This window comes from Xanthobacter agilis, from assembly GCF_021730435.1.
In the GTDB taxonomy this organism is placed as follows: Bacteria; Pseudomonadota; Alphaproteobacteria; order Rhizobiales; family Xanthobacteraceae; genus Xanthobacter; species Xanthobacter agilis.
In genome coordinates this window covers 221,492-233,895 of the sequence record NZ_JABWGX010000005.1, presented here as the reverse complement: position 1 = coordinate 233,895, position 12,404 = coordinate 221,492, and the positions used below count along the sequence as shown (strand labels likewise).

Here is a 12,404-nt window from a genome sequence, read left to right as displayed (position 1 = left end):
GCGCCGGAGCGGGTCCGCATGGCGCCGCGCGGGACTTGAGCGAAGCCCCGTGCGCAAAGCGCGCAAGCCTTTGCCATCAGCCGATGGTCGAGAGCGCCGGGAACATCTCGAGCAGCCAGTAACTGGCGTGCGCGATCCAGCCGGACATGAAGGCGATGCCGGTGAGCACCAACAGCGCCCCCATCACCTTCTCCATCACCGGCAGCAGCTTGCGCACATGGACGAGGCTCGCCAGGAACGGGCGCACCGCCACCGCCGCCAGCAGGAACGGCACGCCGAGCCCCAGCGAATAGGTGGCGAGCAGCAGCGCGCCCTTGGCGACCGTGCCTTCCGAGCCCGCCACCGCCAGGATCGCGCCCAGCACCGGCCCCAGGCACGGGGTCCAGCCGAAGGCGAAGGCGAGGCCCATCACGAACGCGCCCCACAGGCCCGCCGGCTCGTTCACATGGGGCCGCGCGGTGCGGTGCAAGAGCTGGATCTTGAACACGCCCAGGAAGTTCAGCCCCATCACGACGATCGCGAGGCCGGCGATGATGGACAACACGTCGAGATGGGCGCGCAACAGGTCGCCGATGGCGGAAGCGCCCGCGCCCAGCAGCACGAACACCACGGAGAAGCCGGACACGAACAGGGCCGAACCGAAGATGGCGCGCCGCCCCACCGCCTTCACCGGCTCGTCGCCGGCCAGATCCTCCAGGGTGCTGCCGCCCAGGAAGCACAGATAGGGCGGCACCAACGGCAGCACGCACGGGGACACGAAGCTCACAAGGCCGGCCAGAAAGGCGGCGGGAAGGGTGACGTCGGCCATGGAACCCTGTCGGCAGTCTGTTCAAGTCCGCCCCGTCATGGTCCCGCCCGGCGCCCGCGGCAAGCCGCACTTCGCCGCGCTCGCCGCCTTGTGAGCACCCCCACTACGCCTGCCAAGGGCGCGCGCCCTTTCGCAACGGCATGAAAGCGCTCTACAATTGTGCGATCAGCGAACGGGGCGGAAACCGCGGATGCGCAATCTCATCACCGACGTGCCCGGCCTCAAGGTGGGCCATGCCCACGACGCACGCTGCGCCACGGGTGTCACCGTGGTGCTGTGCGACGAACCCACCATCGCCGCCGTGGACGTGCGCGGCGGCGGCCCCGGCACCCGCGAGGCCGATCTGCTCGACCCCGCGGCCACGGTGGAGAAGGTGGATGCCATCGTGCTCTCCGGCGGCTCGGCCTTCGGGCTCGATGCGGCGGCGGGCGTGATGATCGCGCTGGCGGCGGCGGGGCGCGGCTTTGCGGTAGGGCCGGCGCGGGTGCCCATCGTGCCCGGCGCGGTGTTGTTCGATCTCAACAACGGCGGCGACAAGGCCTGGGGCCTGGACCCGCCCTACCGGCATCTCGGCCGCGACGCGCTCCATGGCGCCGGGCTCGATTTTCCCCTCGGCACCATCGGTGCCGGCTACGGCGCCACCACCGCCATCGTGAAGGGCGGGCTGGGCTCAGCCTCGGCGGTGCTGCCCTCGGGCCATGTGGTGGGCGCGGTGGTGGCGGTGAATGCCGTGGGCAGCCCGTTGTTCGGCGCCGGCCCGCATTTCCGTGCCGCCCCCTATGAGCGCCATGCCGAGTTCGGCGGCCTGGGCCTGCCGGCCACGTTTCTCGATGAAGCGTCGGCCCCGGCGTTGAAGGGCCATGTTCCGCTTTCGGCCACCACCCTTGCGGTGGTGGCCTGCGATGCGGTGCTCACCACCGCCCAGGCCCACCGCCTGGCGGTGATGGCGCAGGACGGCCTCGCCCTGTCGCTGTTTCCCATCCACACCCCGCTCGACGGCGATTGCGTGTTCACGCTGGCCACCGGCCGCCGGCCGCTGGCGGCGCCCATCCCGGACCTTGCCCGCATCGGCGCCTGTGCCGCCGCGGTGCTGGCGCGGGCCGTGGCGCGAGCCGTATTCAGCGCCAAAGCCCTGCCTTTTCCCGGCGCCCAGCCGAGCTGGCGCGACCTGTTCGGCGCGCCGTCGGCGCCGCTCCAGCCATAGCCGCCCCGCACGCGGGCTGAAGCCCGCCGCGCGAACGCCTTCTCTTCACGCGAAGCGGTATCCGCTCCGCGTGAAAATGCTCTAAAGGTCGGCCATCGATGCGCTCTTCCCCTGCGCGCCGGCCCGCCGGGTCCGGGTGCGCACCAAAGGACCCGTCATGACCGAAACGCGCTCCGCCGTGCCCGTATCCCCGCAGCCCAAGCCGCGCCGGCGCCCCCAGGAGCGGGAAACGCCGAAGCTGGGCGGCGCCTTGATGGTGCTGTTCTGGTGCGCCTGCGGCATCACCGCGCTGCCGCTCGCGGGCTTGTTCTCGCTGATCGCCTCCACCGGCGTCTCGGGCGCCACCTGGGCGCTCGGCGAAACCTTTGGCGGCGCCACCATCCAGGCGCAATTGCTGCGACTCGGCCTGTGGCCGCAACTGGTGCTGTTCGCCTGGGGCGCGAGCTTCGTCGTGCTCACGGTGATGAAGTCCCGCCACGCGCTCACCGTCTCCCCCTGGCTGCTGGCGGCCTGGGTGGCGGTCTCGGCCTACAGCCAGTTCTCCATCCGCGCCGCCATGGCCCCCGACGGCGCCACCATGGCCGATTTTGCCGCCCTCGCCCCCGGCCTGCTGGCGCAGGCGCTCGGCACCGCCGCGCTGTTCGGCTATTTCAAGGAGGGCACCCGGCCGCGCGCCTATTACACCAAAGGCCCTTGAGCTTGACTCATGGGGCTTTGGTCAAGCCCGCGCGGCGCCTGAGCGAACCCACTTGGCACCGGTCAAAGACGGGGGCCGATGGTTTTAGGTGCGCGGCTGAGGCAAGGGAATCAGAGGAAGCGCCGTGCCGAGAAGGGCTTCGGATCTGTGAACGGGGTGTTCCCGGTCATCATCTGCGCCAGGAGCAGGCCGGTGACGGGGCCGAGCGTCAGCCCCCAATGGCCGTGGCCGAGGGCCAGATGCAGCCCGCCGATGCCGGGCGCGGGACCGATGATCGGTTTTGAATCCGGCAGCGCCGGGCGCCGGCCCAGCCACGGCTCGGCCTCCCGCACCGCGCCGAGGGGCAGAAGCTCCCGCGCCATGGGAATGTCGCGCTCCACCTGGACCGGGGTTGCCGGCGCATCGCGCGCCGCGATCTCGACCCCGGTGGTGAGGCGGATGCCGTAGCGCGTGCTCTGCAAGGCGTAGCCGCCGGCCACATCCACCACCGCGCGGCCCAAGGTCAACCCGTTCTCCGGCGCCAGATGCACATGGTAGCCGCGCTTGGCCACCAGCGGCGCCTTCACGCCCAGCTGTTCGAGCAGTTCCACGCTCCAGGGACCAAGGGCCACCACCGCCTCTTCCGCATCCACCGGCCCTTCCGCGGTCTCCGCCCGCCAGCCGGTGCCGGTGCGGCGCAGGCTGAGGGCGTCACCGTGGAGGAACACGCCGCCCCGCGCCTCGAACAGCGCCGCATAGGCCTTCACGAGGCCGCCCGGATCAGAGCAATTGTCACAGTCGTGCCAATGGATGGCCTTTTCAAAGCAGGGCTTCAGAAACGGTTCGAGCGCGATGGCACCGGCTGCGTCGAGCACCGAATAGGCCACCTTCAGTTCGTCCGCCAAGGCGCGCTCGGCGGCGGTGGCGGCAAAGGCCGTCTCGGTCCGGTACAGCTTCATCCATCCGCTGGGCCTCAGGAGATCCATGACGCCGGCCGGCGCGGCAAGGGCATGGTGCTCGGCGCGGGCGCGGCTCAACAGCGGGCGCAGGTCGCGCGCGGTGGCGGCGAGCGCCTGGGGCGAGGAATGCAGGAAATAGTCCCACAGCCACGGGGCAAGGGCCGGCAGGTCGGCGAGGTGATAATTGCTCTCCGACGTCTGCTTCATGGCATGGCTCAGCAGCGTGACGGGATCCTGCGGAAAGCCCACCGGCAGCAAAGCGCTGCCCTCGATCACGCCGGCATTGCCGAAGGAGGTGCCCTCGCCCGGTGCCGCATGGTCCATCAGCACCACCGACAGGCCATGCGCCTGAAGATGCAGTGCCACGCTGACCCCGACGATTCCCGCGCCCAGAACCACCACATCGCAACGTGCCATGACCCGAGACTCCCGATGGGACCGTGCGATCTTAGGCGCGGCCGATGACACCCGCACGCCGATCCTGCGGCGACCGCGTGGCAAATCTTCCATCACAGCTTTCCACGTTGCCGCGATCGGCGCGACACCCACACGGCAAGGCTCACGGCCAGGAGGGTCGCGGCGAGACCATACCAGGTGAGGGCATATTCAAGATGCCGGTCCGGAAACGAAAGCCGCGTGGCGCCCGCGACCGGCAGGCCGCCGGGCACCGGGCCGGCGTCGAGATCGATGATGAAGGGCGCGGCCCCGGTCACGCCGCGGGCCGCGGCGATGCTTGCCGGATCCCGGCGATAAAAGGCACCACGGGCCGCATCATTGTCCGGCACGAACCAGCTTGCCTCCTCGGGCAGGCGCAGGAGACCGGTGATCTCCACCTCGCCCGCCACCTGCCCTTCGGGCCGGGTTGCCGGGTCGCGCCGCGCCTCGGGTACAAAGCCGCGATTGACCAGGATCGGGGGGCCGTCCGCGCGCATCAGCGGCGTGATGACAAGCGCCCCCGGCCCCTGCGGCGGCCCCGCGTCACCGCCACGGACGGTGAAGACCAAGGTTTCGCGGGCGTGGTCGAAGACGCCGCGCAGGTGCACATGGCGGTATTCGTCGCCATCGCGGGTCAGCGCCGGCCATTGCGCCACCGGCGGCACCTCCTGGGCCGGCGCATGGGCCCGTGCCGCCACCATGCCGATGAGATGCGCCTTCCAGGCGCCGCGCTGCATCTGCCAGGTGCCGAGCCCCACCAGCAGCAGACACGCGACGGCCACCGTCGCCGGAGCCACCAGCCATCCGCGCCGCCTCATGGCACACGCCACGGCCCGATGCCGGGCTGCGATGACGCCTTTGACGGCCCGATGCCGGGCCGCGATGACGCCTTTGACGGCCCGATGCCGGGCCACGATGATACCTTTGACGGCCCGATACCGGGCCGCGATGACGCCTTTGACGGCCCGATACCGGGCCTCATGGCGGCCCGCCCCGGTCGAACCGTCCCTCCGCTGCCCGGTTGCGATACTGAAGCGCCACCATCACCCCCTTGAGCGGGCGCAGCAGGCCGAGCGTCACCGCCAGGATGGCGGGAATCCACAAAAGCGCGTGCACCCATAGCGGCGGCGCATAGGTCGCTTCCACCCATAGGGCCAGCGCCACCACCACCCCGCCGCCGATGAGGATGACGAACACCGCCGGCCCGTCCCCGGCATCGGCAAAGCCATAGTCGAGGCCGCAGACATCGCAGCGCGGGGCAAGGTTCAGGAAGCCCTTGAACAGCCGTCCCCGGCCGCAGCGCGGGCAATGCCCGGAAAGGCCCGCCGCGAGCGGAGAAGCGCCGTGCGGGTCGAAAGAGCCGGGCATGGATGGCACCCTCTTCAATGGGCCGAACCGCCGATGGAACCCCAGACATAGATGAAGGCGAACAGGAACACCCACACCACATCCACGAAATGCCAGTACCAGGCCCCCGCCTCGAAGCCGAAATGGCGCTCCGGCGTGAAATCCCCCCGGTACGCCCGCAACAGGCAGACCGCCAGGAACACCGTGCCGACGATCACATGGAAGCCGTGGAAGCCGGTGGCCATGAAGAAGGTGGCGCCATAGATGTTGCCCGCGAAATCGAAATGGGCGTGCATGTATTCATAGGCCTGGACCAGCGTGAACAGCGCGCCGAGCCCCACCGTGCACCACAGGCCCCATTTGAGCCCGTCGCGGTCGTTCTCGATCAGGGCATGGTGCGCCCAGGTCAGCGTCGTGGCGGAGGTGAGCAGGATCAGGGTATTGAGCAGCGGCAGATGCCAGGGGTCGAGGGTCTCGATGCCCTTGGGCGGCCACAGGCCCCCGGTCACCTCGGTGCGCTGGAAATTGATCGCCTCGCCCGGAAACAGCGACGCATCGAAGAAGGCCCAGAACCAGGCCGCGAAGAACATCACCTCCGAGGCGATGAACAAGATCATGCCATAACGCAGGCCCAGCACCACCACCTGGCTGTGAAAGCCCTGGTGCCCCTCGCGGATCACGTCCCGCCACCAGCCCACCATGGTCAGGAGGATGCCGAGCCCGCCCAGCGCCATGAACGCCGCGCTGCCGCCATGCATCCACACCACCGCGCCGGCGGTGAGCACCAGCGCCGAGACCGAGCCAAGGATGGGCCAGGGGCTCGGATTGACGACGTGATAATCGTGCCCCTTGAGGTGCCCATTGGCGTGCCCCTCGGTATGCGCCTCGACATCCGTGTGAGCCATGGCGAAGGTCCTCCGTGCCTTATGTTCCCGGCGTCGCGCCGGCATCCTTCAGGCCCCTACAAGGGCTTCTTGTCCCGCGCGCTTCCCGCCGATGCCTGCGTCCGCGCCGGGAAGAAGGTGTAGGACAAGGTGATGGCCGGCAGTGTCCTCAGGTCCGGATCGTCGAGGATGGCCGGGTCCACATAGAAAGCGACCGGCAGCTCCGCCGCCCCGTTCGGGCCCAGGTGCTGCGCCTCGAAGCAGAAGCACTGCATCTTCACGAAATAGGCGCCGGCCTGAGGCGGGGAGACGTTGTAGCTGGCGCTACCCGCCGTCTCCCGGCCGGAGGCGCTGCGCGCGCGATAATAGGCAAGGCTCGGCGCGCCGATCTTCACCACCATCTCCCGCGCATCGGGCGCGAAGGTCCACGGCAGGCCTGAAGCCACGTTGGCATCGAAGCGGATGGCGATCTCGCGCTCCGCCGCCTGCCGCGGCGGAGCGGCGGCCACGCGGGTGCTGCCGCCGAAGCCGGTCAGGGTGCAGAAGGCCGCATAAAGGGGCACCGAGGCATAAGTGACCCCCACCATGGCGGCGATGAAGGCCGCCAGGCCCAAGGCCACCAGCCGCCCCCGATCCGTCCCGTTGCATGCCATCGCCGCCTCCTTTGCTCACAACGGCCGGTTCAGCACGCCGGGGCCGAGCTTCACGAGGGTCACCGCGTAGAACAGCACCACCAGCGCGCCGAGCACCACGGCGATGGCGAGGGAGCGCGCCCGGCGGCTCCGCTGCTGCTCGGGGGTGAGCACCACGCCCGCCTCCGCCCCGTCCTTGCGCGGCAGGGGGATCACCACGGCCACCCGCGCCCCGTCATGAGGGCCACCCTGGGGGCCATCCCGGCGCTCATCCGCGCCGGTGAAGGCCGGTCCCGGTATCACCTTCCTGCTGCGCGTCACCATGGGAGAGCCTCCGCAACCTGCGGCGCCAGCGCTTCCCCGAGCAGGGTCGCGAACAGCGCGAAGAGATAAAGGATGGAAAAGCCAAACAGCCTTTTGGCCGCCGTCACCGCCGCCACGCCCTGCCGCTGCCGGAACACTTCCCACGCAAGGCGCACCATGACCGCCCCGCACGCCAGGGCCACGGCGCCATAGGCCGGACCGGCGAAGCCCAGCACCGCGGGGCTGAAGGCCAGGGGCACGAGAAACAGGGTGTAGAGCAGGATCAGCAGCCGCGTCTGGTCCGGCCCCGCCACCACCGGCAGCATGGGCACGCCGGCCCGCGCATAATCGTCGGTGCGGAACAGCGCGAGCGACCAGAAGTGCGGCGGGGTCCAGAAGAAGATGATGGCGACCATCAGCATCGGCTCGAGCGACACCGTGCCCGCCGCCGCCGCCCAGGCCACCAGCGGCGGCAGGGCACCGGCGAGGCCGCCGACAACGATGTTCTGCGGCGTCACCCGCTTCAGCCACATGGTGTAGACCCCGACATAAAAGGCGATGGTGAAGGCGAGCAGCGCCCCGGCCACAAGGTTCACCAGGAGCCCCAGCGTCACCACCGAAAACGCCGCCAGCAGGAGCCCGAAGGCCCGCGCTTCCCCGGCCGACACCCGGCCGGCGGGAATGGGCCGCCGCCGGGTGCGGTCCATCACCGCGTCGATATCAGCATCCCACCACATGTTGAGGGCGCCCGCCGCACCGGCACCGGTGGCGATGCACAGGAGCGCGGTGAAGGCGAGCAGGGGATGCAGATCACCCGGCGCCCGGACCAGGCCCACCACGGCGGTGAACACCACCAGCGACATCACGCGCGGCTTCATGAGGGCCAGATAATCGCCCGGCGTCGCGAGCCCCTCGGCGAGCTCCTCGGCGTGCCCCGCGCTGAGGCCGCCGCGGGGAATGGAATGGCCGATGCCCAAATCGCTCATGACGGAGATCCTCGCGACACGCCTTCACGGCTTGCGAAACGGGAGACTGGGAAGCGGCGGCGTCTGCCCGCGCCGTCGCTTCCCCTCGCCATCCTCAGCGGATCCGCGGCAACACCTCGAACTGGTGGAACGGCGGCGGCGAGGACAAGGTCCACTCAAGCGTGGTGGCGCCCACGCCCCAGGGGTTGTCGCCGGCCTTCTCCTTGCGCAGGAAGGCGAGCGTGGTCCCGGTCAGGAAGATGAGCACCGCCACCCCGGAGATGTAGGATCCCACGGAAGAGACGAAGTTCCAGGGCGCGAACGCATCAGGATAGTCCGCATAGCGGCGCGGCATGCCGGCGAGCCCGAGGAAATGCTGGGGGAAGAAGACGAGGTTCACCCCGACGAAGGTGACCCAGAAGTGCAGCTTGCCCCAGAACTCCGGGATCATGTAGCCGAACATCTTGGGGAACCAGTAGTACCATCCCGCGAAGATGGCGAACACCGCCCCGAGTGACAGCACATAATGGAAATGCGCCACCACATAATAGGTGTCGTGCAGCGAGCGGTCGATGCCGGCGTTGGAGAGCACCACGCCCGTCACGCCGCCCACTGTAAAGAGAAAGATGAAGCCGATAGCCCACAGCATCGGGGTGCGGAACTGGATGGAACCGCCCCACATGGTGGCGATCCAGGAAAAGATCTTCACCCCCGTGGGGACGGCGATAATCATGGTCGCGGCCACGAAATAGGATTGCGTGCCGGCGGAAAGCCCCACCGTGTACATGTGGTGCGCCCAAACCACGAAGCCCACCACCCCGATGGCCACCATCGCATAGGCCATGCCCAGATAGCCGAACACAGGCTTGCGGGCGAAGGTGGACACCACATGGGAGATGATGCCAAACCCTGGCAGGATCAGGATGTAGACTTCCGGGTGACCGAAGAACCAGAACAGATGCTGGAACAGGATCGGATCGCCGCCCCCGGCCGGATCGAAGAAGGTGGTGCCGAAGTTGCGGTCGGTGAGCAGCATGGTGATGGCCCCCGCCAGCACCGGCAGCGACAACAGCAGCAGGAAGCCGGTGACGAGCTGCGACCATACGAACAGGGGCATCTTGTGCAGCGTCATGCCCGGCGCGCGCATGTTGAAGATGGTGGTGATGAGGTTGATGGCCCCGAGCAGCGACGACACGCCGGCAAGGTGCAGCGCGAAGATGAGCAGGTCCATGGCCGGGCCGGGGTGGCCCACCTTCGACGACAGGGGCGGATAGATGGTCCATCCCCCGCCGAAGCCGTTGGAGCCCGGCGCGCCTTCCACGAACAGGGACGAGAAGGCCAGGATGAAGGCCGGCGGCAGCAGCCAGAAGGCGATGTTGTTGATGCGCGGAAAGGCGGTGTCGGGCGCGCCAATCATCAACGGCACGAAGTAATTGCCATAGCCGCCGATGAGCGCCGGCATCACCATGAAGAAGATCATGATGAGCCCATGGCCGGTGGTGAAGACGTTGAACACCTGCGGGTCGGAGAAGATCTGCAGGCCCGGCTGCTGCAACTCCAGCCGGATGCCGATGGAGAGCACCCCGCCCACGATCCCCGCCATGATGGCGAAGATCAGGTACATCAAGCCGATGTCCTTGTGATTGGTGGAGAACAGCCAGCGCCGCCATCCGGTGGGGATGGCGGCGTGATCGGTGCCGGACACCGCATATGTCGACATGCCCGTCTCTCCCTTGGTGGGTGTTCCCCAGTGGGTGTTCCCCGGATGCGGGCGCCGCGCCCGCCGGGGTTTCGGGGCTCCTCGGGATCTTACGCCCCGATGGAGCCCCGCCCCTCTGCCGTGACTGACTTCGCTCCGTGGCGCCGCCGACCAGCGGACCGGCCGCGGCACCTCCCGAAAGCCTCAAGGCGCGGGCCGCACCTGCGGCGCGCGCCCTCTTCAGCGCGCGTCCACGAGGCGGCCCTGCGCGTCGGATGACGCGGCAAACCTGCCCTTGGCGCTCGCCGCCCAGGCCTCGAAATCCTTTTCGCTCAGCGCCCGCACGGCGATGGGCATGAAGGCGTGGTCGCGCCCGCACAATTCGGAGCACTGGCCGTAATAGACGCCCTCGGTGGTGATCTTGAACCAGGTCTCGTTGAGGCGCCCCGGCAACGCGTCGATCTTGATGCCGAAGGAGGGCACCGCGAAGGAGTGGATGACGTCGGCGGCGGTGACCTGCATGCGGATCACCTTGTTCACCGGCACCACCAATTCGTTATCCACGCTGAGCAGGCGCGGCTGCCCCGCCTTCAAATCCTGGTCCTGCAGCAGCATCGAATCGAAGCCGAACCCGCCATTGTCCGGATATTCGTAGGACCAATACCACTGGTGCCCCACCGCCTTCACGGTGAGGTCGGCGGCCGGCACCCGCAATTCCAGGTGCAGCAGGCGGAACGAGGGAATGGCGATGGCCACCAGGATCATCACCGGCACCACGGTCCACGCCACCTCGATCAGCGTATTGTGACTGGTGCGCGAGGGGACCGGATTGGCCCTTTCATTGAAGCGCACCGCCACGATGGCGAGCAGCACCAGCACGAACAGCACGATGGAGATGATGATGACGAGCAGGAACGTGTTGAAAGAGCGGATGCTCTCCATCACGGGCGTGGCGGCGCCCTGCAGGTTCATCTGCCAGGGAGACGGTTGACCGGTGCCCGCGAGGGCGGCCGGAGCGAGAAACAGCGCCGCGGAGAAACTCGACGCGACGCAAGCGGCAACGCCCTTGCGCGACATCTCTTGTTCGCCCCTTCCCTGCCTCGGCTATTGATTGCCGATGAGCGTGCCCGTTTCGGGCGTTCCGGCTTTCGCCGCAATTGCCGGATCTTCGCCGGTCATGCTCAGGCTGCCACTATCGAGAAAGTTCGGCAAACACATTCGTTTGTGCTTCGCAATGAGCGACGGCAAGTTTGCACTGCGACACAGTACCGCTTTCGCTTGGAGAGGCTGGACCGGGCGCCGAGCGGCCCCGCCCCACGCAAAAATCCTTCAATCCAGACAAACACCTATCGCGAAACGCGCCATTCCGTAACGCTCGGACCCGCCGCCCACGCCAAGCCTTAGCGAGACAATTTACCGCAGAGCAACCCATCAAATCTGGACCGCGGGCGCTCCCACGCCTCACGGAGACGCGATAAGCCCCCTCTTCCGCCACCGGGCGCGCCAGCGGGGAATCGCCCCATTGTTGACAGGAACGCCTGAGCATTAAGGCAATCGTTGCGAAATGCCGCTATTCGAGATGGAGCTCGGCCCGAGGTCGAGGCGCCCGCAGCTTCCGGAGTCGTGTTGATGGTCGTGTCGTCCCGTGGTCTCCCCCTTTTCCCGGCTTCGCGTGGCGTGGCCTCGCACGGCGGAGCCGGGCGGTGGACGTCGGCCTTCGCCGCCTCCGGCCTGTTCAAGGGCCTGCTGCTGGCCATGCTGCTGCTCGCCGGCGTGCTCGGCCTGTCGCGTCCCGCGGCCGCTCAGGGCGTGGTGAAATCGGTGCATGGGGAATGGCAGATCCGCTGCGACACCCCGCCCGGCGCCCAGGGCGAGCAATGCGTGCTGCTCCAGTCGGTGCAGGCCGAGGACCGGCCCAACGTGGGCCTGACCGTGATCGTGCTGAAGACCGCCGACCAGAAGAGCCGCCTGCTGCGCGTGCTGGCGCCCCTCGGCGTGCTGCTGCCCGCCGGCCTCGGCCTCAAGATCGACGACCAGGATGTGGGCCGCGCCGGCTTCGTGCGCTGCCTGCCCAACGGTTGCGTCGCCGAGGTGGTCATGGATGACACCCTCATCTCGCGCCTCAAGACCGGCAAGCAGGCCACCTTCATCATCTTCCAGACCCCCGAGGAGGGCATCGGCGTGCCGCTCAGCCTGGAAGGCTTCGGCCCCGGCTTCGACGCGCTGAAGTAGCGCCCGCACGAGAGCCCCTTGCGGCCGGACACCGTGTCCATACTGCCGCACCGCTCGCGTTTCGGGACAGCGCCCCCGGCCTGCCCCATCCTCGGCACGGTTTGGACACGCTTTGATGCGCTGTTGGTCGGCGCCGGGCGCACGACATGTCATAACGACAGGGTATCTCGCGTTTCGGATCCGCAGGACCTCCGCCGGACCTTGTCGCCGGTGTCCGGCCCTTCGGACGAACAACGCATGGTGACGGGTCCGCCCGACGC

At 68.5% G+C, this 12,404-nt stretch carries 13 protein-coding genes; 3 read left to right on the top strand and 10 right to left on the bottom strand.

The genetic code is table 11. The features are described from left to right. Positions 1-76 precede the first annotated feature (76 nt). Complete coding sequence (locus HUW53_RS05585) at positions 77-808, bottom strand: cytochrome c biogenesis CcdA family protein (protein WP_237344763.1); 732 nt, start codon at positions 806-808, stop codon at positions 77-79. Positions 809-998: 190 nt separating this feature from the next. Between HUW53_RS05585 and HUW53_RS05580 the strand changes: the two genes are divergently transcribed. Together HUW53_RS05580 and HUW53_RS05575 are read left to right on the top strand one after the other, a co-directional pair. Then, positions 999-2,012: a P1 family peptidase gene (locus tag HUW53_RS05580; RefSeq protein WP_237344762.1), complete on the top strand. Its 1,014-nt coding sequence runs from the start codon at positions 999-1,001 to the stop codon at positions 2,010-2,012. A gap of 157 nt (positions 2,013-2,169) precedes the next feature. Then, entirely contained in the window at positions 2,170-2,709 is a 540-nt protein-coding gene (locus HUW53_RS05575; protein ID WP_237344761.1) for a hypothetical protein, read from the top strand. Between the two features lie 110 nt (positions 2,710-2,819). On the opposite strand, the gene HUW53_RS05570 is transcribed toward HUW53_RS05575, so the two are convergent. The 9 genes from HUW53_RS05570 to coxB form a co-directional block, all read right to left on the bottom strand. Next, entirely contained in the window at positions 2,820-4,064 is a 1,245-nt protein-coding gene (locus HUW53_RS05570; RefSeq protein ID WP_237344760.1) for an NAD(P)/FAD-dependent oxidoreductase, read from the bottom strand. 92 nt (positions 4,065-4,156) lie between these two features. Continuing rightward, complete coding sequence (locus tag HUW53_RS05565; protein ID WP_237344759.1) at positions 4,157-4,900, bottom strand: SURF1 family protein; 744 nt, start codon at positions 4,898-4,900, stop codon at positions 4,157-4,159. Between the two features lie 160 nt (positions 4,901-5,060). Beyond that, positions 5,061-5,450, bottom strand: a complete 390-nt coding sequence (locus HUW53_RS05560; RefSeq protein WP_237344758.1) for a DUF983 domain-containing protein — start codon at positions 5,448-5,450, stop codon at positions 5,061-5,063. 14 nt (positions 5,451-5,464) lie between these two features. Further along, positions 5,465-6,334 (bottom strand): cytochrome c oxidase subunit 3, encoded by an 870-nt coding sequence (locus tag HUW53_RS05555; RefSeq protein WP_237344757.1) that lies wholly within the window; start codon positions 6,332-6,334, stop codon positions 5,465-5,467. A gap of 56 nt (positions 6,335-6,390) precedes the next feature. Then, positions 6,391-6,966: a cytochrome c oxidase assembly protein gene (locus HUW53_RS05550; RefSeq protein ID WP_237344756.1), complete on the bottom strand. Its 576-nt coding sequence runs from the start codon at positions 6,964-6,966 to the stop codon at positions 6,391-6,393. A gap of 15 nt (positions 6,967-6,981) precedes the next feature. Continuing rightward, the gene (locus HUW53_RS05545; RefSeq protein ID WP_237344772.1) at positions 6,982-7,269 is read right to left on the bottom strand and encodes a hypothetical protein; all 288 of its coding nucleotides are present in this window, start codon (positions 7,267-7,269) and stop codon (positions 6,982-6,984) included. Beyond that, positions 7,263-8,234, bottom strand: coding sequence for a heme o synthase (gene cyoE, locus HUW53_RS05540; protein WP_237344755.1), 972 nt, complete (start codon positions 8,232-8,234; stop codon positions 7,263-7,265). Before cyoE ends, HUW53_RS05545 begins: the two co-directional genes overlap by 7 nt. A 94-nt stretch (positions 8,235-8,328) precedes the next feature. After that, positions 8,329-9,933 carry a cytochrome c oxidase subunit I gene (gene ctaD, locus HUW53_RS05535; protein ID WP_237344754.1) on the bottom strand — a complete coding sequence of 535 codons (1,605 nt, stop codon included), beginning with the start codon at positions 9,931-9,933 and terminating at the stop codon, positions 8,329-8,331. A 219-nt stretch (positions 9,934-10,152) separates the two neighbouring features. Next, positions 10,153-10,989 carry a cytochrome c oxidase subunit II gene (gene coxB, locus HUW53_RS05530; protein WP_237344753.1) on the bottom strand — a complete coding sequence of 279 codons (837 nt, stop codon included), beginning with the start codon at positions 10,987-10,989 and terminating at the stop codon, positions 10,153-10,155. A 678-nt stretch (positions 10,990-11,667) separates the two neighbouring features. Here coxB and HUW53_RS05525 point away from each other — a divergent pair. After that, positions 11,668-12,144, top strand: coding sequence for an invasion associated locus B family protein (locus HUW53_RS05525; protein WP_237344771.1), 477 nt, complete (start codon positions 11,668-11,670; stop codon positions 12,142-12,144). Positions 12,145-12,404: the final 260 nt, after the last annotated feature.

What these genes read in the sequence shown, in the direction of transcription:
- HUW53_RS05585 (WP_237344763.1), bottom strand. Translation starts at nt 808, where the DNA reads ATGGCCGACGTCACCCTTCCCGCCGCCTTTCTGGCCGGCCTTGTGAGC.
- HUW53_RS05580 (WP_237344762.1), top strand. Translation starts at nt 999, where the DNA reads ATGCGCAATCTCATCACCGACGTGCCCGGCCTCAAGGTGGGCCATGCC.
- HUW53_RS05575 (WP_237344761.1), top strand. Translation starts at nt 2,170, where the DNA reads ATGACCGAAACGCGCTCCGCCGTGCCCGTATCCCCGCAGCCCAAGCCG.
- HUW53_RS05570 (WP_237344760.1), bottom strand. Translation starts at nt 4,064, where the DNA reads ATGGCACGTTGCGATGTGGTGGTTCTGGGCGCGGGAATCGTCGGGGTC.
- HUW53_RS05565 (WP_237344759.1), bottom strand. Translation starts at nt 4,900, where the DNA reads ATGAGGCGGCGCGGATGGCTGGTGGCTCCGGCGACGGTGGCCGTCGCG.
- HUW53_RS05560 (WP_237344758.1), bottom strand. Translation starts at nt 5,450, where the DNA reads ATGCCCGGCTCTTTCGACCCGCACGGCGCTTCTCCGCTCGCGGCGGGC.
- HUW53_RS05555 (WP_237344757.1), bottom strand. Translation starts at nt 6,334, where the DNA reads ATGGCTCACACGGATGTCGAGGCGCATACCGAGGGGCACGCCAATGGG.
- HUW53_RS05550 (WP_237344756.1), bottom strand. Translation starts at nt 6,966, where the DNA reads ATGGCATGCAACGGGACGGATCGGGGGCGGCTGGTGGCCTTGGGCCTG.
- HUW53_RS05545 (WP_237344772.1), bottom strand. Translation starts at nt 7,269, where the DNA reads ATGGTGACGCGCAGCAGGAAGGTGATACCGGGACCGGCCTTCACCGGC.
- cyoE (WP_237344755.1), bottom strand. Translation starts at nt 8,234, where the DNA reads ATGAGCGATTTGGGCATCGGCCATTCCATTCCCCGCGGCGGCCTCAGC.
- ctaD (WP_237344754.1), bottom strand. Translation starts at nt 9,933, where the DNA reads ATGTCGACATATGCGGTGTCCGGCACCGATCACGCCGCCATCCCCACC.
- coxB (WP_237344753.1), bottom strand. Translation starts at nt 10,989, where the DNA reads ATGTCGCGCAAGGGCGTTGCCGCTTGCGTCGCGTCGAGTTTCTCCGCG.
- HUW53_RS05525 (WP_237344771.1), top strand. Translation starts at nt 11,668, where the DNA reads ATGCTGCTGCTCGCCGGCGTGCTCGGCCTGTCGCGTCCCGCGGCCGCT.